The sequence below is a fragment of the Micromonospora sp. KLBMP9576 genome (genome assembly GCF_050941805.1).
Classification (GTDB): Bacteria; Actinomycetota; Actinomycetes; order Mycobacteriales; family Micromonosporaceae; genus Micromonospora.
The window spans coordinates 4,560,036-4,579,079 of record NZ_CP194567.1; the positions used below are offsets into that span (position 1 = coordinate 4,560,036).

15 protein-coding genes and 1 pseudogene are annotated in these 19,044 nt (G+C 74.2%); 3 read left to right on the forward strand and 13 right to left on the reverse strand.

The window, feature by feature from the left end; translation table 11 throughout:
• Nucleotides 1-208: 208 nt before the first annotated feature.
• The 11 genes and pseudogenes from ACQ452_RS19920 to mraZ form a co-directional block, all read right to left on the reverse strand.
• Complete coding sequence (locus tag ACQ452_RS19920) at nucleotides 209-1,024, reverse strand: cell division protein FtsQ/DivIB (protein ID WP_433386633.1); 816 nt, start codon at nucleotides 1,022-1,024, stop codon at nucleotides 209-211.
• A complete protein-coding gene (gene murC, locus ACQ452_RS19925) occupies nucleotides 1,021-2,565 on the reverse strand; it encodes a UDP-N-acetylmuramate--L-alanine ligase (RefSeq protein WP_433386634.1) in 1,545 nt (514 codons plus the stop codon). Before murC ends, ACQ452_RS19920 begins: the two co-directional genes overlap by 4 nt.
• A gap of 31 nt (nucleotides 2,566-2,596) precedes the next feature.
• Nucleotides 2,597-3,703, reverse strand: coding sequence for an undecaprenyldiphospho-muramoylpentapeptide beta-N-acetylglucosaminyltransferase (murG, locus tag ACQ452_RS19930; protein ID WP_433386635.1), 1,107 nt, complete (start codon nucleotides 3,701-3,703; stop codon nucleotides 2,597-2,599).
• Entirely contained in the window at nucleotides 3,703-5,115 is a 1,413-nt protein-coding gene (locus tag ACQ452_RS19935; protein WP_433394265.1) for an FtsW/RodA/SpoVE family cell cycle protein, read from the reverse strand. Before ACQ452_RS19935 ends, murG begins: the two co-directional genes overlap by 1 nt.
• Nucleotides 5,116-5,409: 294 nt before the next feature.
• Complete coding sequence (gene mraY, locus ACQ452_RS19940; protein ID WP_433386636.1) at nucleotides 5,410-6,537, reverse strand: phospho-N-acetylmuramoyl-pentapeptide-transferase; 1,128 nt, start codon at nucleotides 6,535-6,537, stop codon at nucleotides 5,410-5,412.
• Nucleotides 6,534-7,952 (reverse strand): UDP-N-acetylmuramoyl-tripeptide--D-alanyl-D-alanine ligase, encoded by a 1,419-nt coding sequence (locus ACQ452_RS19945; protein ID WP_433386637.1) that lies wholly within the window; start codon nucleotides 7,950-7,952, stop codon nucleotides 6,534-6,536. Before ACQ452_RS19945 ends, mraY begins: the two co-directional genes overlap by 4 nt.
• A complete protein-coding gene (locus ACQ452_RS19950) occupies nucleotides 7,949-9,511 on the reverse strand; it encodes a UDP-N-acetylmuramoyl-L-alanyl-D-glutamate--2,6-diaminopimelate ligase (RefSeq protein ID WP_433386638.1) in 1,563 nt (520 codons plus the stop codon). The genes ACQ452_RS19945 and ACQ452_RS19950 overlap by 4 nt, the downstream gene beginning before the upstream one ends.
• Before the next feature lie 52 nt (nucleotides 9,512-9,563).
• On the reverse strand, nucleotides 9,564-11,774 hold the full coding sequence (locus tag ACQ452_RS19955) for a peptidoglycan D,D-transpeptidase FtsI family protein (protein WP_433386639.1): 2,211 nt from the start codon (nucleotides 11,772-11,774) through the stop codon (nucleotides 9,564-9,566).
• Between the two features lie 5 nt (nucleotides 11,775-11,779).
• Nucleotides 11,780-12,385 carry a hypothetical protein gene (locus ACQ452_RS19960; RefSeq protein ID WP_433386640.1) on the reverse strand — a complete coding sequence of 202 codons (606 nt, stop codon included), beginning with the start codon at nucleotides 12,383-12,385 and terminating at the stop codon, nucleotides 11,780-11,782.
• A pseudogene (rsmH, locus tag ACQ452_RS19965) lies at nucleotides 12,375-13,488 on the reverse strand (16S rRNA (cytosine(1402)-N(4))-methyltransferase RsmH). Before rsmH ends, ACQ452_RS19960 begins: the two are co-directional and overlap by 11 nt.
• A 207-nt stretch (nucleotides 13,489-13,695) precedes the next feature.
• Nucleotides 13,696-14,127, reverse strand: coding sequence for a division/cell wall cluster transcriptional repressor MraZ (gene mraZ, locus ACQ452_RS19970; protein WP_433386641.1), 432 nt, complete (start codon nucleotides 14,125-14,127; stop codon nucleotides 13,696-13,698).
• Nucleotides 14,128-14,480: 353 nt separating this feature from the next.
• On the opposite strand from mraZ, the gene ACQ452_RS19975 reads away from it, so the two are divergent.
• Genes ACQ452_RS19975 through ACQ452_RS19985 form a run of 3 tightly spaced genes read left to right on the forward strand, consistent with a single transcriptional unit; the run spans nucleotide 14,481 to nucleotide 17,120 of the window.
• Nucleotides 14,481-15,728, forward strand: coding sequence for a MurT ligase domain-containing protein (locus ACQ452_RS19975; protein WP_433394267.1), 1,248 nt, complete (start codon nucleotides 14,481-14,483; stop codon nucleotides 15,726-15,728).
• A complete protein-coding gene (locus ACQ452_RS19980; RefSeq protein WP_433386642.1) occupies nucleotides 15,718-16,440 on the forward strand; it encodes a type 1 glutamine amidotransferase in 723 nt (240 codons plus the stop codon). The genes ACQ452_RS19975 and ACQ452_RS19980 overlap by 11 nt, the downstream gene beginning before the upstream one ends.
• Entirely contained in the window at nucleotides 16,380-17,120 is a 741-nt protein-coding gene (locus ACQ452_RS19985; protein ID WP_433394269.1) for a TVP38/TMEM64 family protein, read from the forward strand. Before ACQ452_RS19980 ends, ACQ452_RS19985 begins: the two co-directional genes overlap by 61 nt.
• 18 nt (nucleotides 17,121-17,138) lie before the next feature.
• On the opposite strand, the gene ACQ452_RS19990 is transcribed toward ACQ452_RS19985, so the two are convergent.
• Both ACQ452_RS19990 and ACQ452_RS19995 read right to left on the reverse strand, forming a co-directional pair.
• Entirely contained in the window at nucleotides 17,139-17,795 is a 657-nt protein-coding gene (locus ACQ452_RS19990; protein ID WP_433386643.1) for a response regulator, read from the reverse strand.
• The gene (locus ACQ452_RS19995; protein WP_433386644.1) at nucleotides 17,792-19,042 is read right to left on the reverse strand and encodes a sensor histidine kinase; all 1,251 of its coding nucleotides are present in this window, start codon (nucleotides 19,040-19,042) and stop codon (nucleotides 17,792-17,794) included. Before ACQ452_RS19995 ends, ACQ452_RS19990 begins: the two co-directional genes overlap by 4 nt.
• Nucleotides 19,043-19,044: the final 2 nt, after the last annotated feature.

A 19,044-nucleotide genomic window follows, 5' to 3' on the forward strand; every position in this document is an offset into this window, starting at 1 on the left:
ATGGGCCGACCGATTTACGGCTTGGCCAGACCAGCGGCCGACGACAGCTGCACCAGCGAGAATCAGGGGTAAACCCTCACCCTCTACTAGAGGCTTACTGTTATGTCAACCACTGATCCCCTTCGGGGCAACGTAAGCGCCCTCACGCGATGAGCCAAGGACCCGCTCGGCGTGTCGCAGCCGGAGCGGGACGGCTCACGTCCACCGGTCACCGCAGGGTCACCACGTCCGGCGCGCTGACGTCGATGGTCTCGGCCTTCCGGTCGAGCAGTGCGCTGGCCACCCGGGCCTTGTCCGCGCCCCGGGTCGCGTCCCCCCAGACCACCACCCGGTCCCCGCGCAGGCGCAGCGTGATCCGGGCCAGCCCCTCGACGGTCACGTCCACCAGCTCGGCCCGCAGCTGCGGGGTGAGCACGCCGAGCACCTCCAGCGCCGCCCGGGTCGGCCCGTCGCCCGGTCCCGGCTCGGCGAGCCGCACCACCGGCAGCCCGTCCGGGAGCCGCGGCACGCTTCGGAAGACCACCCCCTCGCGGTCGATCACCGCGAACTGCTCCCCGCGCGGCACCGCCGCCACGCCCGTGCGCTCGGTCACCCGCACCACGAGCGTGTCCGGCCAGTCCCGGGTCACCACGGCCCGCTGGACCGCCGGCAGCGCGCCGACGCGGCGCCCGGTGGCCGCCAGGTCCACCCGGGCCAGCGGAGCGCCGTCACGCACCGCCGCCGCGTCGCGGACCTGCACGGCGGTGACCAGCTCGGCGCCCTCCACGCGCACCTCGCGCACCCCCAGCAGGCCGGTGCCGAGCAGCGCCCAGGCCAGCATCCCGGCCGCCACGACCACGCCCGCGGCGACCGCCCACGGCAGCGCCGCGCGCATCCGGCGCTGCCGGGCCCGGGCCATGAACCGGCGGGTGGAGGCGGGGACCGCGTCGCTGCCCGCCCGGACCAGCCGCCACCGGCGCTCCGGCCCGCGCCGGCCGCCGCCGTCCGCGCCGGTGGTGCGCCCCCGCGCCGGGCCGGGACTCATCCGGCCGCGGGCGTCGCGCCGTCCGCGACCGCACCGCCGACGCCGGGGACGGTGCCACCGATGCTCGTCGCCCCGCCGGCGTCCCCGCCGGGCGTCGTGCCCGTCGGCGTCGCCGCACCGGCGGTACGCGCCGACAACGCGTCCAGCAGCAGGTCCCCCATCAGGGAGATCGGCGGGGCGCCCATGGTCACCACGACGTCGCCCGGGCGGGCCCGGCGGGCCGCCTCCACCGGCGCGGCGTCCCAGGAGTCCACGAAGACCTTCCGCTCCGCCGGCAACGGCACCGCCTCGATCAGCGCCGCCGACCCCTCACCCGGCTCGCGCAACTCGCCCGGGCCGAAGACCTCCAGCAGCACCACCTCGTCGGCGATGGCGAGCGACGCGCCGATCTCCGCCTGCAACTCCCGGGTGCGGTAGACCCGGTAGGGCTGGAAGACCACGATGACCCGGCCGCGCCCGGCCACCTCGCGCAGCGTCTGCAACGCGAGCGTCATCGAGGTCGGGTGGTAGGCGTACTCGTCGTAGACCAGCACGTCGTCCGCGACGCCCTTGCGCTCGAAGCGCCGCCGCACGCCGGGGAACGCCGCGAGCGCGCCCTCCGCCGCCTCCAGCGGCAACCCCAGCAGGTACGCGGCCAGCACGGCCGAGGCGCTGTTGAGCCCCATGTGCCGCCCGGGCACCGGCAGCCGGAACTCGCCGAGGGACCGCCCGTCGATGCTCGCCAGGTATCGCACCCCGCGCGCCGACGACGCCACGTCGGTCAGCCGCAGGTCGGCGTCGGCCGCCTCGCCGTAGGTGTGCACCCGACGGCCCTCGGCGCGCAGCGTCTCGGCCAGCCGCCGCCCGCCCGGGTCGTCGGCGCAGGTGATGATGAAGCCCTCCGGGTCGGTGAGCCGGGCGAACTCGGCGAAGGCCCCCTCCAGCGTGGCGAGGTCGCCGTACGTGTTCAGGTGGTCGGCCTCGACGTTCGTGATGATCGACACGTACGGGCGGTAGATCAGGAAGGAGCGGTCGCTCTCGTCCGCCTCGACCACGAAGTACTCGCCCGAGCCGTGGTGGGCGCCCGAGCCGACCTCGGAGATCTCCCCACCGATCACGAAGGACGGATCCTGCCCGGCCTGCTGGAACACCATCGTGACCATCGACGTCGTGGTCGTCTTGCCGTGGGTGCCCGCGACCGCCACCGTCCGGCGGCCCGTCATCGCGGCGGCCAGCGCCTCGGAGCGGTGCAGCACGCGCAGGCCGCGCCGGCGCGCCTCCACCATCTCCAGGTGGTCCTGCGGGATCGCCGAGGAGTAGACGACCGTGTCGACGCCGTCGAGGTTGCTCACCTCGTGGCTCATGTGCACGGTGCCGCCGAGCGCGCGCATGCCAGCCAGGGAGGGCCACTCCCGCAGCTCGCTGCCGGAGACCCGCAGGCCCCGGGTGAGGAAGAGCCGGGCCAGGCCGCTCATGCCGACCCCACCGACGCCGATCAGATGGATCGTGCCCAGGTCCTCCGCCGTGAGCGTGCCGGCCGGGGTGAACTGTGCGGTGTTCATGCCGGGTACCTTCCCGTCGCGGTGCCCTCGGTCATCGGGCCACCGCCTCGTAGACGAAGTTGAGCAGTGCCTCGTCGCCGTCACGACGCCCGTACGCGGACGCGGCGACGCCCATCGCGTGCAACCGGTGCCGGTCGCGGATCAGCGGGATAACGGTCCGCTCGACCCAGTCCGGGGTCAGCTCGGCGTCGTCCACGAGCAGCCCGCCGCCGGCCTCCACCACGGGCAACGCGTTGCGCTTCTGCTCCTGGTTGCTGTGCGGGTACGGCACGTAGATGGTGGGCAGCCCGATCGCGGCCACCTCCGCGCACGTCATCGCCCCGCCCCGGCCGAGCATCAGGTCGGCCGCGGCGTAGCCGGCCTCCATCTCGGACAGGTACGGCAGCGTCACGTACGGCACCGGCAGGTCGGTGGGGACCGGGACCGGCTCGTTGCGGGCGCCGATCACGTGCAGCACCTGCACCCCGTTGCGGGCCAGTTCCTTGGCGGCCCCCGCGACGGCGAGGTTGATCGAGCGGGCGCCCTGCGAGCCGCCGGCGACGAAGAGCACCGGCAGGTCGGGGCGCAGCCCGAAGTGGGCCCTGGCCCGGTCGCGCATGGCGGCCCGGTCCAGCCCGGCGATGCCCCGGCGCAGCGGCACACCCACCACCCGGGCGTCGCGCAGGGCCTCGGACTGGGCCGGCTGGTGCGGGAAGCCGGCCGCCACATGCTTCGTGAACCTCATGCCGAGCCGGTTGGCGACCCCCGGCGGCACGTTCACCTCGTGGATCACCATCGGCAGCTCGCGCCGCCAGGCGGCGAGGTAGGCCGGCACGGAGACGTACCCGCCGAAGCCCACGACCACCTCCGCGCGCACCTCGTCGATGACCTTGCCGGCGGCGCGGGCCGCGGTCCACATCCGACCCGGGGTCTTGACCAGGTTCAGGTTGACCGACCGGGGCAGCTGGTAGGCCGGGATCTGGCGCAGGTCGTAGCCCTGCGGCGGGATCAGCTCGTTCTCCAGGCCCTTCGGGGTGCCCAGGCAGGTGATCCGGACGCCGGGGTCGTGTCGGCGAAGGCAGTCGGCGAAGGCGAGCAGCGGGTAGATGTGCCCCCCGGTGCCACCTCCCGCGAGCACCACCGAACGCAGCGGACCCATCAACGTCTCCTCTCGTCCGCCGACCCGCCGCGGGTCCGGGCCAGCCGGACGCCGCGTGGTGCGGCCACATCGTCCGGCCGCCGCTCCCGCGCCCGGGGTACGGACCCTCGGGCAGCCGGGGGCGCCGCCGGACGGCGGCGCCGACCGGGAAGCGGCGGCAACGGGGCCCAGAGTAGTCGGACCCATCGGGCCGGCGGACGGGCATGCAGTGCTCTGGCCGCGTCGGGTTCCGCGCGGGCGAAGGAGGCGAGCATGCCGATCGCGGCGAGGGTGACCACCAGGGCGCTGCCGCCGTCGGAGATGAACGGCAGCGGCACGCCGGTCAGCGGCAGCAGGCCGACCACCCCACCGATGTTGATCACCGCCTGGCCGACCAGCCAGGTGGTCGCCGCCGCGGCGGCGAGCCGGCGGAACGGGTCCTCGACCCGACGGGCGATCCGCAACCCCGTGTACGCCAGCACGGCGAAGAGCGCCACCACCACGACGCAGCCCACCACGCCCAGCTCCTCGGCGACCACCGCGAAGATGAAGTCGTTCTCCGCCGCCGGCAGCCACTCCCACTTGGCGATGCTCTTGCCGAGGCCGACGCCGAACCACCCGCCGTTCTCGATCGCGTACCGGGCCTGGGCGATCTGGTAGCAATCCTCCAGCTTGCACTGGTCCGGCGGCGGCGGGTTGATGAACGCGGTCAGCCGGGCCAGCCGGTAGTTCTTCGCGCCCTTCTCGCCCGAACCGGCGCCGAGCGAGGCCACCGCGACCAGCAGGCCGATGCCGAGCAGGCCGACCGCCGAGAGCGCGGCGAAGACCCGCTTGCGCACCCCGGCCGCCCAGAGCAGCCCCACCACAAGCGAGAGCAGGCAGAGCATGGTGCCCAGGTCGTTGTAGCCGACGAGGACGAAGAGCAGGCCGACCACGGGGAAGAGCGGCGTGGCCAGCTCGCGCCACCAGCCCAGCGCGGCGCCCTTGCGGGCGATCACGTGGGCCCCCCAGAGGACCAGCGCGAACTTCGCCAGCTCGGAGGGCTGCACCTGGATGCCGCCGATGAAGAGCCAGAGCAGCCGGGCCTCGATCGGGCCGAACTGGGCCGACTCCTGCTTGGTCAGCCGGGCGTACACGAGCAGCAGGTTGAGCACCAGCAGCAGGCCGACGGCGGTGAACAGCAGCGGCCGGCCCAGCGCCCGGTAGGTGGTCGCCGGCAGCCGCTGGCAGGCCCAGAACGCGACGATGCCGATCACCGCGAAGATCGCCTGCTTGACCAGGGACGTCGAGGCGTTGCCGTTCGTCGCGTAGTCCCGCACGCTGGTGGCCGAGAAGACCATGGTGAGGCCGATCAGCAGCAGCAGGCCGGCGCTGGACAGCAGCAGGTAGTAGGAGGCCATCGGCCGCTCCAGCAGCCCGCGCAACGCGGCCAGCCCACCCGCGGCGTCCAGGCCGCGCGACGCCTGAGGACCCGGGCCCTCCGCTGCACGCGTCGCGGCGGGCGCGGCCCGCGACCGCCTGCCCCCCGGTGACCGCCCGGGCGTTGACTCTGTCGTGACCTCGATGCCTCGTCCCTCCCCCACGGGAACATCATGGCGGTTTCGCCGGGCCGCCACCTGCGCAACCGGCCGGTCGGCGTGTCGGGCCGTCCGGCGGCGTCCGGGCGGACGCGTCGCGGGGCCCGGGCGACGCGCGCCCGGGCCCCGCGACGGGGCGTGCCGACCGGCTCAGGCCATGTTGGCGAGGAACTCGCTGTAGAACAGGCCCAGCGCGATGGCGACACCGATGCCGGCGATGATCCAGAACCGCACCACGATGTTGACCTCGCTCCACCCGGCGAGCTCGAAGTGGTGCTGCAACGGCGACATCCGGAACACCCGCTTGCCGGTGGTACGGAACGAGATGATCTGGATCACCACGGACATCGTGATGATCACGAAGAGGCCACCGATGATCGGCAGCAGCAGGATCGTCCGGGTGGACATCGCCATGCCGGCGATGAGCCCGCCGAGGCCCAGCGCGCCGGTGTCGCCCATGAAGATCCGCGCCGGCGAGGTGTTCCACCACAGGAAGCCGACGCAGGCACCCGCCGCCGCGCCGGCGATCAGCGCGATCTCCAACGGATCCCGGACCGCGTAGCAGTAGTCCTGGGTGTAGTTCGGGTCGGCGCACCAGTGCCGGTACTGCCAGAAGGCGATCAGCGCGTACGCCGCGAGGACCATCACCGAGGCGCCGGTGGCCAGGCCGTCGAGGCCGTCGGTGAGGTTGACTCCGTTGGTCGCCGCCATCACCACGAAGATGAAGATGACCACCGCGCCGATCTTGGTGACGTCCAGCGCCGGGATGTCCCGGATGAAGCTGAGCGTCGTGCTGCCCACGGTCTCCGTGTTGGTCTCGGCCCCCGCGGCGTCGGTCATGGTGCTCGGGAAGTAGAGCGCCACCACGCCGAAGACCGCACCGACCAGGATCTGGCCGAGCAGCTTGCCGCGCTTGTTGAGCCCGCCGCTGTGCCGCTTGCGCACCTTGAGGAAGTCGTCGATGAAACCGACGGCGCCGGAGAAGACCATCAGCCCCAGCAGCACCAGCGCGGTGATCGTCGGCTCGACCTGGGCGATCTGCGCGTCCGGCAGGGTGGTCAGGGCCAGGTGGCCCGCCACGTACGCGATGACCGTGGCGAGGATGAACACCACGCCGCCCATCGTCGGCGTGCCCTTCTTGCCCTCGTTGCTGGCGAGTCCGAGGTTTGATCGGATCGGCTGGCCGGCCTTCAGCCGGGCGAACACCTTGATCGCGATCGGGGTGCAGAACAGCGAGACCAGGAAGGCCACCCCGATGGCGACGATGACCGCCCTCATGCGGCGTCACCCTCCGTCGGATCGGCCCCGGTGCCGGCGGCGTCGGCGCGCAACGCGTCGGCCACCTCCCAGGTGCGGTACCGGGAGCCCTTCACCAGGACGACGTCGCCCGGCCGTAACTCGCTCCGCAGCACCTCGACGGCCGCCGCCTGATCGGTGAGCAGCACCGACTCTCCTCCCCAGTTACCTACCGATGTCGCGCCCTCATGGATCGGCGCGGCCGGCTCACCCACCACGAGCAGCCGGTCGACGCCCAGTTCGGCCGCGAGCCGGCCGACCTCGACGTGCCCGTCACGTTCGAACGGGCCCAGCTCGGCCAGGTAGCCGAGCACCGCGATGGTGCGCCGATCCCGCCCGATGCCGGCCAGCGCGCGCAGCGCGACCGCCATCGAGGCGGGATTGGCGTTGTACGAGTCGTCGATGACGGTCACCCCGTCGACGCGTTCGAAGACGTCCATCCGACGGGTGGAGACCAGCCCCAGGGCACCCAGCGCGGTCGCCGTCTCGGCCAGCGGCATGCCCAGTTCGCGGGCCACCGCGGCGGCCGCCAGCGAGTTGGACACCTGGTGCCGGCCGGTCAGCCCGAGCCGCACCGGCGCGCGCCCCTCCGGCGTGACGAGGGTGTACGCGGGCCGCGCCCGGTCGTCCAGCGTCACGTCCTCGGCCCGCACGTCGGCGTGCGCCGCCTCGCCGTAGCGGACCACCCGGGCGACCGTACGCGCGGCCATCGCGTCGACCAGCGGGTCGTCGGCGTTCAGCACGGCCAGCCCGTCGGCGGGCAGCGCCTCGACCAGCTCGCCCTTGGCCAGCGCGATCGTCTCCACCGAACCGAACTCGCCGATGTGCGCCACCCCGACGTTGAGCACCACCGCGATCCGCGGCGGCACCACGTCGCACAGGTAGCGCACGTGCCCCACCCCGCGGGCGCCCTTCTCCATCACCAGGTAGCGGGTCTGCGAGCCGGCCTGCAACGCCGTGTACGGGTGCCCCAGCTCGTTGTTGAACGAACCGGGCGGTGCGACGGTCGGGCCGAGCCGTGCGGCGAGCTGGGCGATCAGGTCCTTGGTGGTGGTCTTGCCCGACGAGCCGGTCAACCCGATGACGGTGAGCCCGGGCAGCCGGTCGACCACCGCGCGGGCCAGCCGGCCGAGCGCGGCCAACGCGTCGTCGACCAGCACCATCGGCACGCCCGGCACCTCCCGGGTGCCGAGCACTGCCACCGCGCCGGCCGCCACCGCGCCGGCCGCGTAGTCGTGCCCGTCCACCTTCTCGCCCGCGAAGGCGACGAAGAGCGCGCCGGGGCACACCTTGCGTGAGTCGAACTCGACCGGACCGGTGACCCGGGCCTGCCCGTCGGCGCCGGCCAGCCGCCCGTCGACCGCCGAGGCGACCTCGGCCAGGCTCAGCGCGATCACCGTTGACCCGCCGGGTCCGCGAAGCGGGCACGCAGCGCGTCGGTCAGCTCGGTGCGGTCGTCGAACGCGAGCACCTCGCCGCCGATCTCCTGCCCGCGCTCGTGGCCCTTGCCGAGCACCGCGACCACGTCACCCGGCCCGGCCAGCCGGACCGCCGCCTCGATGGCACTGCGGCGGTCGGGCACCTCCTCGACCCGGGCCGTCGTGCCGGCCCGGCGCGCGCCGGCGAGCACCTCGGCCCGGATCGCCGCCGGGTCCTCGGTGCGCGGGTTGTCGTCGGTCACCAGCACCACATCGGCTCCCTCCGCCGCGGCGGCGCCCATCACCGGCCGTTTACCCCGGTCCCGGTCCCCGCCGGCACCGATCACACAGATCAACCGGCCGGCGCCGAACTCCCGCAGGGCCGCCAGCGCGGCGACGATCGCGTCCGCCTTGTGCGCGTAGTCGACCACGCCCCGCACCGGGCCGGGCGCGTCCACCAGCTCCAGCCGACCGGGGACCCCGCCGCAGGCGGCCACGCCGGCGGCGGCGGCCCGCGGATCCACCCCGGCGGCGACCAGCAGGGCGAGGGCCAGCAGGGCGTTGGCCACGTTGTGCCGGCCCGGCAGCGCCACGCCGGTCGGCAGGACCAGCCCGCCCGGGCCGTGCGCGGTGAACCGCTGCGCGTACCCCTCGCCGCTGACCTCGTCGGCCCACCAGGTGGCGCCCGGGTCGCCGGCCGCCGAGTAGGTGACCGTCGCCGGGCCGTACAGCGGCTTCAGCGCCGGGTCGTCGTGGTTGAGCACCTCCACCGCGCAGCGCCCGTCGAACAGCAGCGCCTTCGCGGCGAAGTAGTCCGCCGAGTCGGCGTGGAAGTCGAGGTGGTCGGAGCCGAAGTTGGTGTAGCCGCCGACGGTGAACCGGACGCCGCCGACCCGGCCCATCGCCAGGGCGTGGCTGGAGACCTCCATGACCACGGCGGTGACGCCGCGCTCGCGGGCGGCGGCCAGCATGGCGTGCAGGTCGGTGGCCTCGGGCGTGGTGCGCACGCTGTCGATCACCAGGTCGCCGAGGCGGGTCTCGACGGTGCCGATCAGGCCGGTGGTGTGGCCGGCGGCGCGCAGGCCCGACTCGACCAGGTAGGCCGTCGAGGTCTTGCCGGCCGTGCCGGTCACCCCGATCACCGTCAGTGCCTCGGTCGGATCGCCGTAGACGGCCCCCGCGAGGGTGCCCAGCACCGCGCGCGGGTCGGACACCACCAGCGCCGGCAGGCCCGCCTCGACCACCGCCGGGGCGCCCGCCGGATCGGTCAACGCGGCCACCGCACCGGCCGCGGCGGCGGCGGCGGCGAACTCCGCCCCGTGGCGGCGGGCACCGGGCAGGGCGGCGTACAGGTCGCCGGGGCGGACCTCCTGGCTGGCGTGGGTCACCCCGGTCACCACCAGCGCGGCGGCCTCCGGCGGGGGCTCCACGGCGAGCCGGACGGCGAGTTCGCCGAGCCGGAGACCGGGCACATTGTGTGGACGAGGATTGCCGGGCACGGCGTCAGACCCTACCCGGTCGTCCGGTTCCGACCGCACTGCCGCCCCGGTGGTTCGTCCGCACTCACCGATGATGTCGCGACGTGGCCGCTCAGCGCGGATAGACCGTGAACTTCGGGGCCTTCTGCCCACTCGGCGGCACGCCGTTGTGACGCAGCGTGTACTGCATCATCTCCCGGAACGCCGGGGCCGCGATGTCCCCGCCCCCGCCCGACGGCGTGTGCGCGAAGACCGCGATCACGTAGCGCGGATTCTCGGCCGGCGCCATCCCGATGAACGAGGCCACCTCGCCGGACTGCCTGCGCCCGTCCACCAGCCGCCAGCCGGTGCCGGTCTTTCCGGCGACCCGCCACTCCGGGATCGCCGCGGCCCGGCCGGTGGCGTCCTCGACCGTGGTGACCGCCTCCAGGATGTGCCGCAGCGCGGCGGCGTTCTCCGGGCTGAGCACCGACCGGGTGACCGGGGGTTCGGTCGGCGTCCGCTTGCCGTCCGGCCCGATCACCTCCTTGACCAGGCGCGGCTGCACGTAGGTGCCGTTGTTGGCGATCGTCGCGTACGCGGCGGCCATCTGCAGCGGCGTGGCGTCCACGCTGTGCCCGATCGGCACCGACCCGGCCGACGAGCCGCTCCACTCCTCGACCGGCAGCAGCCGCCCGCTGGCCTCGCCGGGCATGCCGACCCGCGTCGGCTCACCGAGGCCGAAGCGTTTCTGGTAGTCGATGAGGCGTTCCGGGCCGAGCTTGTCGGCGATCTGGATGGTGCCGACGTTCGACGAGTACGCCATCATGCCGGGCAGGCTCATCCGCCGCCCGTTGGCCGGGTGCGTATCGGCGAACGGGGTGTCACCCTTCTGGATGCTGTTGGCGATCGGCAGCGTGGTGTCGGGCGTGATCACGCGTTCCTGCAGCGCCGCGCCGAAGGTGATCGCCTTGTGCACCGAGCCGGGGTCCACGACGAAACTGGTGGCCGCGTCCTCCCGGTCGGTCGGGTCGCTCGGCACGGGTTTCGCCGCGTTGTAGGTGGGGTGGCTGGCCTGGGCCAGCACCTCGCCGGAGGGAATCTCGATCACCACCGCCGCGCCGGTGCTGCCCTTGCTGCGCGTCATGTGCCGGCTGAGCATCCGCTGCGTCATGAACTGCAGGTCGCGTTCGATGGTGAGCTGCAGGGAGCTGCCCGGCTTGGCCTCGGTCGTCTCGCTGTAGCCGCCGGGGATCGGGGCGGCGAGGTCACCGAGGCCGACCTCGTAGACCCGCTTGCCGTCCTTGCCGCGCAGCAGGTCGTCGTAGCGGGCCTCCAGCCCTTCCAGCCCGACCATGTCCTGACTGGTGAAACCGAGCAGGTTGGCCGCGAGGTCGCCGCCGGGCACCTCGCGCCGCTCGTCGCGTTGGGTGTAGATGCCGGCCAGTTCCAGCCCGGTGATCCGCCGGGCCTGGCCGATGTCCACCCCACGGGCGAGGTATTCGAACCGCGAGTCCTCGCCGCTGTCCCGCTTGCGCGGCTTCATCTTCTCGGCCAGCTCGGACGCGGGGATGCCGAGCAGGGGTGAGAGCGCCCGGGCGGTCGCCGGCAGGTCCTCGATCTGGGTGGGGTCGGCGTAGACGTAGCGGGCCTCGACACTGTGTGCCAGGGGGGCGCCGGAGCGGTCGTAGATGCCGCCACGCGCCGCCGGCAGCGTGACGGTGCGCAGCCGGTCGACGAGGCCGCCGCCCGCGTACGCCGGGGTCTCCACGGCCTGCAGGACGACCAGCCGGATGCCGATGACGGCGAACAGCACGAGGGTGAGCACGGTGCCCAGCCGCAGCCTCAGCCGGGGATCGGCGAGCCGGGGCGGCTTGGGTCGCTTGCGTGACGGGCGCCGGGCGGCCGGGCGGTCCGGGCGGCGCGCCGGGCGCGGCGCGGCGGCGCGCCGGCGCGGCGGCGGGTCGTCGTGACCGGGGGCGCGCGGCGTGACGGTACGCACGACGCCGGGGCGCCCGGCCGCCTCCCGCCGGCCGGCCCGACCGGCGCCCGCGCGCCCGCCGTCGAGCACCTGCAGGGCGGGGCGGAACGGGTCGCCGGATCGGGTGCTGCGCGGGGTACGGCGCTGCTCGGCGGGGCCGGCGTCGGCGTCGGGCGCGGCCCGGCCGCCGGCGCGCTGCTCACGCACCGTGCGCCCGCGCGGCGTGTACGCCCGGGCATCCGAGATGCCGCCGACGCCCGGCTCACCGGCCCGCGGCTGGGCGCCCCGACGGCCGGTGTCACGGGACGAACCACGCCGGGAGCCTGTGGCGTCCCGGCGCGGTTCCTCCGATCTCGGCGGCACTGTCGTCAGCCTCCCGCGCCCTGCTGGCTGGTGATCGAGGGCTGGCCCTCGGCCGGCTGCGGCACGCCGATCACCTTGCCGTCGGGCAGCCGGATGTACGCCGGCTCACCGGCCTCCACCAGACCCAGCCGGCGGGCCCGGGCCTCCAGGTTGCCCGGGGCCTCCGCGTCGACGATCTGCTTGTTGAGCTGCTGCTGCTCCACGTCGAGCTTGGCCTGCTGCTCCTGGAGCTTCTCCATCCGGATGGCGTTCTCATTGATCTTCGTGTTGACCAGCAGGATGCCGAGCACCCCGCCGACCACCAGCACCAGCACCAGCGCGGCGAAGGGCGCGCGCGGCACCCGCACCGGCGGTGGCGGCGCCACCCGCAGTCGGGGCGCGGGCGCCTCGACGGCGTTGGCCCGCTCCACCGGCCGCAGCGCGGCGCTGCCCTGGGTCGGGAACTCGCGCGCCCCCCGGGCGCGAGTGTCGCCCTGCCGGTTCACCCGGTCCGCGCGCGGCGTACCGGTCTCGATGCGCGTGGCGCGCTCCGCCGCGGTCCGGCCCCCCGACCGCGGTGTGCGCTGCCGGCCGCCGGTCACGTCCCGGCGGTCGCGCTTGTCAATCGTCATGTCCCTCCCCCTCTGCGTCCGTCCCTGTCCCGTCCCCCGGGGTCCGTCGGATCCGTCTCGGATCCACCGGATCCCACCCCTGGTTGGTGCATCGCCTTCACCCGCCGGCGGTACCGTTCGCGGTCGGTACGCCCCTGCTCCACCGCGTCCGGGTCGAGTCGCTCCGCGGCCCGCAGCCGCACCGAGGCGGCGCGCGGGTTCGCGTCGACCTCCGCCTCCCCGGGCAGTTCGGCGCCCCGGCTGAGCAGCCGGAACGTCGGACCTGACCCGGGCAGTTCGACCGGGAGGTCGACCGGGCCCTTGCTGCGGACCCGGTCGCTGAGCGCCGCCTTGGTGAGCCGGTCCTCCAGCGAGTGGTAGGACAGGACCACCATGCGGCCGCCCACGGTGAGCTTGTCGAGCGCGGCTGGCAGCGCCGTCTCCAGCGCCGCCAGCTCCTTGTTTACCTCGATCCGTAAAGCCTGAAACGTTCTCTTGGCCGGGTGTCCCCCGGTTCGTCGCGCCGGTGCCGGAATGGACTGCCTGACCAGTTCGGCCAGTCGCGCCGACGAGGTGATCGGCGCCCGCTCGCGCTCCCGGATGATCGCCGAGGCGATCCGGCCGGCGAACTTCTCCTCGCCGTAGACCCGCAGCACCCGGGCCAGGTCCGGATGGGCGTAGCTGTTGACCACCTCCTCGGCGGTCACCCCCCGCGTCTGGTCCATCCGCATGTCCAGCGGGGCGTCCTGCGCGTAGGCGAACCCCCGGTCGGGCGCGTCGAGTTGCAGGGACGAGACACCCAGGTCGAACAGGATCCCGTCGATCGCCGGGTAGCCCAGCCGGTCGAGCACCTCCGGCAACTCGTCGTAGACGGCGTGCTCCAGGTGGACGCGGTCGGCGAAGCGGGCCAGCCGGACGCGCGCGTGGGCGAGCGCCTCGGTGTCCCGGTCCAGCCCGACCAGCACCGTCTCCGGATGCGCCTCGAGCACCGCCTCGGCGTGCCCGGCCAGGCCCAGCGTCGCGTCGACGTGGACCGTCCGCCCGCCCCGGCCCAGCGCGGGGGCCAGCAACTCGAGACACCGCTCGAGCAGCACCGGCACATGCGTGCCGCGTAGCTCCCCCATGTCGACCCCCACTGGTTGTGACCCCTCTGTCCGTCATGCGTCCGTCGCCGGAGCGACGCCGTGCCGTCGTACCGCCAGATCCCCATCCGCTCTCGTCCGCCGGGGGCCGGGGCCCTCCGACCGGATCGTGCGCCTGGCACCGGGGAAGGGATGCCAGGAACTCGAAAGCGGGTGGAGATCTCGCCGTACGTCGGGCGTCGTCCCGCCCTACAGACCGCTGGGCAGCACCCCCTCCTCGATGTCGGCGAAGTCGTCTTCGCTCTCCGCGAGGTAGGTCTCCCAGGCGACCCTGTCCCAGATCTCCACCCGGGTGCTCGCGCCGATCACGACCAGATCCCGGTCGAGAGCGGCGTAGGCCCGCAGGTGGGCCGGGATCGTCACCCGGCCCTGCTTGTCGGGGACCTCGTCGTGCGCGCTGGCGAAGAAGACCCGGCTGTAGGCCCGGGCCGCCTTGTTCGTCATGGGTTGCGCGCGCAACTGCTCCGCGATCCGCTGGAACTCGGGCATCGGGAAGGCGTAGAGGCAGCGATCCTGTCCTTTGGTTATCACGACACCCCCCGCCAACTCGTCCCGGAACCGCGCCGGGAGGATCAACCGGCCCTTGTCGTCCAGGCGTGGGGTATGGGTGCCGAGAAACATCGGCCCAACCCCCTCGCCCTCGAGCGGCGTTCGCGGCGCCGCTGACCCCCCGGGCCGGTGGGCCTCCCGGCCTCACCATCGCGCCCCACTCTACTCCACTTCCCTCCACCCGCAACCAGAATCGCCCGCGCGGCGCGGCCTTTCGGCGCGCAAAACAGCACGTCAACGTGGGTGGAGCGGAGTGGAGGGCGGCGCGGGCCCCGCCGGCCGTCCGCTTTCCGACATAGATCGACTCCATCCGGCCGGGCGCGATCCGGCCACCCCGCCGGGCCACCCCGACCGAACGGTTCGCCGTCGCGCCGATCTACCGCCCGCGCCGGTCCGGTAACCTCGCTCGGGTGACGGACGCGAAGATGCCCCTGCGGGCAAAGGTGGCAAGCTCGGTGTCGCGTACCGCCGCGGCGCTGTCGCGGGCCGCGGGCCGCGGCGACGGTTCGGTGATCGGCGGCTGGATCGGCCTGAAGATCGACCCCGACCTGCTCGCCCACCTGTCGAGCGGGCGCGCCATCGCCCTGGTCTCCGGCACCAACGGCAAGACCACCACCACCCGGCTCACCGCCGCGGCGGTCGGGGTGCTCGGGCGCGTCGCCACCAACTCGTTCGGCGCCAACATGCCCACGGGCCACACCTCGGCGCTCGCCAAGGCCGGCAGCACCCCCTACGCGGTGCTGGAGGTGGACGAGCACTACCTCGCCCAGGTGCTGGACGCCACCGAGCCGCACGTGGTCGCGCTGCTCAACCTCTCCCGCGACCAGCTCGACCGGGCCAAGGAGGTCGCCATGATGGCGCAGCTCTGGCGCGCCGCGCTGGTCCGGCACACCGACGTACGCATCATCGCCAACGCCGACGACCCGATGGTCGTGTGGGCCGCCACCCCGCCGCCCAACCACGACCACCGCATCGCCCCGCCCCACGTCACCTGGTTCAGCGCCGGGCAACGCTGGCACGACGACTCCTGGGTCTGCCCCGAGTGCGGCTCCACCATCCAACGCTCGGGCGACCAGTGGTGGTGCAGCGGCTGCCCACTGCGCCGGCCCCAGCCGCAGTGGACGGTGGAGGACGACGGCGTGGTCGACCCGACCGGCGCCTGGCACAAGGTGCAGCTCCAACTGCCCGGCAAGGTGAACGTCGGCAACGCCGCGACCGCCCTGGCCGTCGCCGCCGAGTTCGGCGTCCGGCCCGTGGACGCGGTGCTCCAGCTCGGCACCGTCTCCTCCGTGGCCGGCCGCTACGCCCAGGTCGACCGGGACGGCCGCAACATCCGGCTGCTGCTGGCGAAGAACCCGGCCAGTTGGCTGGAGGCGTTCGACATGGCCGACCTGGCGCCGACGCTGCTCTCCATCAACGCCCGGGATCCCGACGGGATGGACACCTCCTGGCTCTTCGACGTCGACTTCGCCCCGCTGCGGGGCCGGCAGGTGCTGATCACCGGCGACCGCGCGTACGACCTCGCGGTCCGGCTGGAGGTCAATGACGTGCCCTTCCAGCATGTGCGGACGTTCGCCGACGCCGTCCGGTCGGTGCCCCCGGGGCGCCTGGAGGTCATCGCGAACTACACCGCGTTCCAGGACATCCGAGCGGAGTTGGACCGTGTCAACTGAGAGCCTGCGCATCGTCTGGATCTACCCCGACCTGCTCTCCACCTACGGCGACCGCGGCAACGCGCTGATCCTCGCCCGCCGGGCGCGTCAGCGCGGCTTCCCGGTCGAGGTGATGGAGGTCCGCTCCGACCAGCGCCTGCCCTCCACCGCCGACATCTACCTCATCGGGGGCGGCGAGGACGGCCCGCAGGCGCTCGGCGCGCAGCGGCTGCTCGCCGACGGTGGCCTGCACCGGGCGGCCGCCCAGGGGTCGGTCGTGTTCGGTGTCTGCGCCGGCTACCAACTCCTCGGCACCTCCTTCTTCGCCAAGGGCGCCCTCTGCCCCGGGCTGGAGCTGCTGGACTTCTCCTCCGACCGGGGGCCGACGCGCGCCGTCGGCGAGCTGGCCGGCGACATCGACCCGCGCCTGGGCGTGCCGGCGCTGACCGGGTTCGAGAACCACGGCGGGCGCACCCACCTCGGCCCCGGGGTCTCCCCGCTGGCCCGGGTCACCGCCGGAGTCGGCAACGACGGCGCCACCGAGGGGGCGTGGCGGGGCAAGCTGCTCGGCACGTACTCGCACGGCCCCGCGCTGGCCCGCAATCCCGCCCTGGCGGACCTGCTGCTGCGCTGGGCCACCGGCGCACACCAGCTTCCGCCGCTGGACGACACCTGGCCGGACCGGCTCCGCGCCGAACGCCGCGCCGCGGTGGCGGCCGCCGCCCGGGCATGATCCCGGCCGTCCGGCGGTTGCTTCGGCAGCCGTCGGCCGTGCGGTTCGCGCTGCTGCTGCTCCTCCTCGTCACCTTCGGGGCGGCGCTGCTCGTCGTGCCCATGCCCGCGCCGGAGGAACTGCCCCGGCTGGCCGAGCGGCTGGGCGGCGCCGCCCCCGTGGTGGCGGTTCTCGGCGGCGCGCTGCTGCTGGTCGCGTTGGTGCCCCGGACCTTCATCACGCTCGCCTCCGGCGCGGTCTTCGGCGCGCTGGAGGGCGCCGCGTACGCGCTGGGTGCCGCCCTGCTCGCGGCTGCGCTGGGTTTCACGCTCGGCCGCCTGCTCGGGCGGGACTTCGTCGCCGGCCGGGTACGCGGCCGGCTGGCCCGCCTCGACGGCTGGTTCGCCCGGCAGAGCGTCCTGGGCGTGATCACCGTACGGCTGCTGCCGATCGCCGGGTTCGGGCTGGTCAGCTACGGCTACGGCACCACCGCCGCCCGGGTGCTGCCGTTCCTCGCCGGCAGCGTGCTCGCCTCCGCACCCACCGCGTTCGGCTACGCGGCGGTGGGCGCGGCGGTCACCACCCCCGGCGACGTCAACTGGTTCGGGGCGGCCCCGGCCGCGCTCGGCCTGGTCGCCAGCGTCGTGCTGATCCGCCGCTGGTGGCGGGCCGAACGGCAACGCCGCCTCGGCCCGAGCTGAGAGCGGCGGAGCCCCGCCTCAGGCCGCCGGGGCAACCAGCCCCGCCTCGTAGGCGGCGATGACGAGGTGGACCCGGTCGCGCGCACCCAGCTTGCTGAACAACCGGGCCACGTGCGCCTTGGCGGTGGCCGCGCTGATCACCAGTTCGGCGGCGATCTCGCCGTTGGACAGGCCCCGGCCGACGAGGATGAGCACCTGGCGTTCCCGCTCGGTGACGCCGTCGAGGGATCGGGCCGGGGCGGCGGGGCCGGGCCGGCGGGCGAACTCGGCGATGAGCCGGCGGGTGACCCCGGGGGCGATCAGCGCGTCCCCGGCGGCGACCACCCGGATCGCGGCCAGGATGTCGTCCAGCGCCATGTCCTTGACCAGGAACCCGCTCGCGCCGGCGCGCAACGCGGCGTGCACGTGCTCGTCGTCGTCGAAGGTGGTCAGCACGAGGACGCGGGTGGACCCGCCGTGCGCGGTGATCGCGCGGGTTGCCTGGATGCCGTCCATGCCGGGCATCCGCAGGTCCATCAGCACCACGTCCGGCACGACCTCGCGGGCCAGCCGCACCGCCTCGCTGCCCGTGCCCGCCTCGCCGACCACGTCGATGTCGGGGGCATCGGCGATGAGCACCCGCAGGCCGGCGCGGACCAGCGGCTGGTCGTCGACGAGCAGCACCCGGACGTTCACCGCTCCCCCGTTCCGGCCCGTGATCCGACCGGTTCCGTCACCATCATCGCTGTCGCGGTGGTCGGCGTCGCTGTCGCCGCTGGTGCCGGTAGCCACGCCGCCACCCGGAAGCCGCCCTCCGGACCCGGTCCGGCGTGGAACCGGCCCTCCAGCAGGGCGACCCGCTCGCGCATGCCGAGGATTCCGTGTCCCTCGCCGCCGACCCGGGCGCCCCGGCCCTCGTCGACGATCTCCACGGCGACCTCGTCGGGGCCGTGCTCGACGGTGACCCGGCAGCGGTCGGTGCCCGCGTGTCGTACCACGTTGGTGAGCGCCTCCTGCACGATCCGGAACGCGGCGAGGTCGACATCGGCCGGGACCGGCCGCCGGGCGCCGTCGCGCCGCAACTCCACCCGCACCCCGGCGTCGGCGGCGGCCGAGACCAGCCGGTCGAGGTCGTCCAGCCCTGGCGTCGGATCCAGCGACGCCGACTCCGACTGCGGGCGGCGTAGCGCGCCGAGCGTACGCCGCAGGTTGGCCAGGGTGTCGCGGCTGGTCGCCTCGATGGTGGCGAGCGCGGCGCGGGCCTGCGCCGGTTGGGTGTCGATGACCCGGGCGCCCACGCCGGCCTGGATGGCGATCACCCCGATGCTGTGCGCGACCATGTCGTGCAGCTCGCGGGCGATGCGCAGCCGCTCCGCGGTGACCGCCTCGGCGGCGGTGTGTGCCCGGACGGCCTCCGCGTAGCCGCGCCGGGCCCGCACGGAGTTGCCGACCGTCCACGCGGTGACGACCGCAAGCACGGAGAACGCGGCCCGGTTCACCGGGTCGCTGGAGGGGTTGACGAAGCCTGCGGCGATCTGCACGACGAGCGCCCCGACGGCCACCGGCACCGAGACCCGGCGCGACCTCCTCGCCGCGATCAGCCCCACCACCAGGTCGACCGCCAGGAACTGCGCGTACCAGATGTCGGTCTGGTAGCCGGGTTCCGGGACGTTGACGGCGGCGGTGACCACGCACGCCGCGACGACCATCAGGGCCAGGGCCAGCACCGGCCGGCGGCGCAGCAGGCCGGCGGGCGGGGCCACGGCCAACAGCGGCACCAGGTAGCGCTCGGGAAACCACCAGTCGCCGAACCCCACGCCGCTCCGGCTCCACGCCATCGTCGGGGCGAGGAGCACGGCGACCGGCAGCACCGCGACGCCGACCCAGGGCAGCACCACCCGCACCAGCGCCGAGGCGCGGCGCGGCGGCGTGGTCGCATCCATGC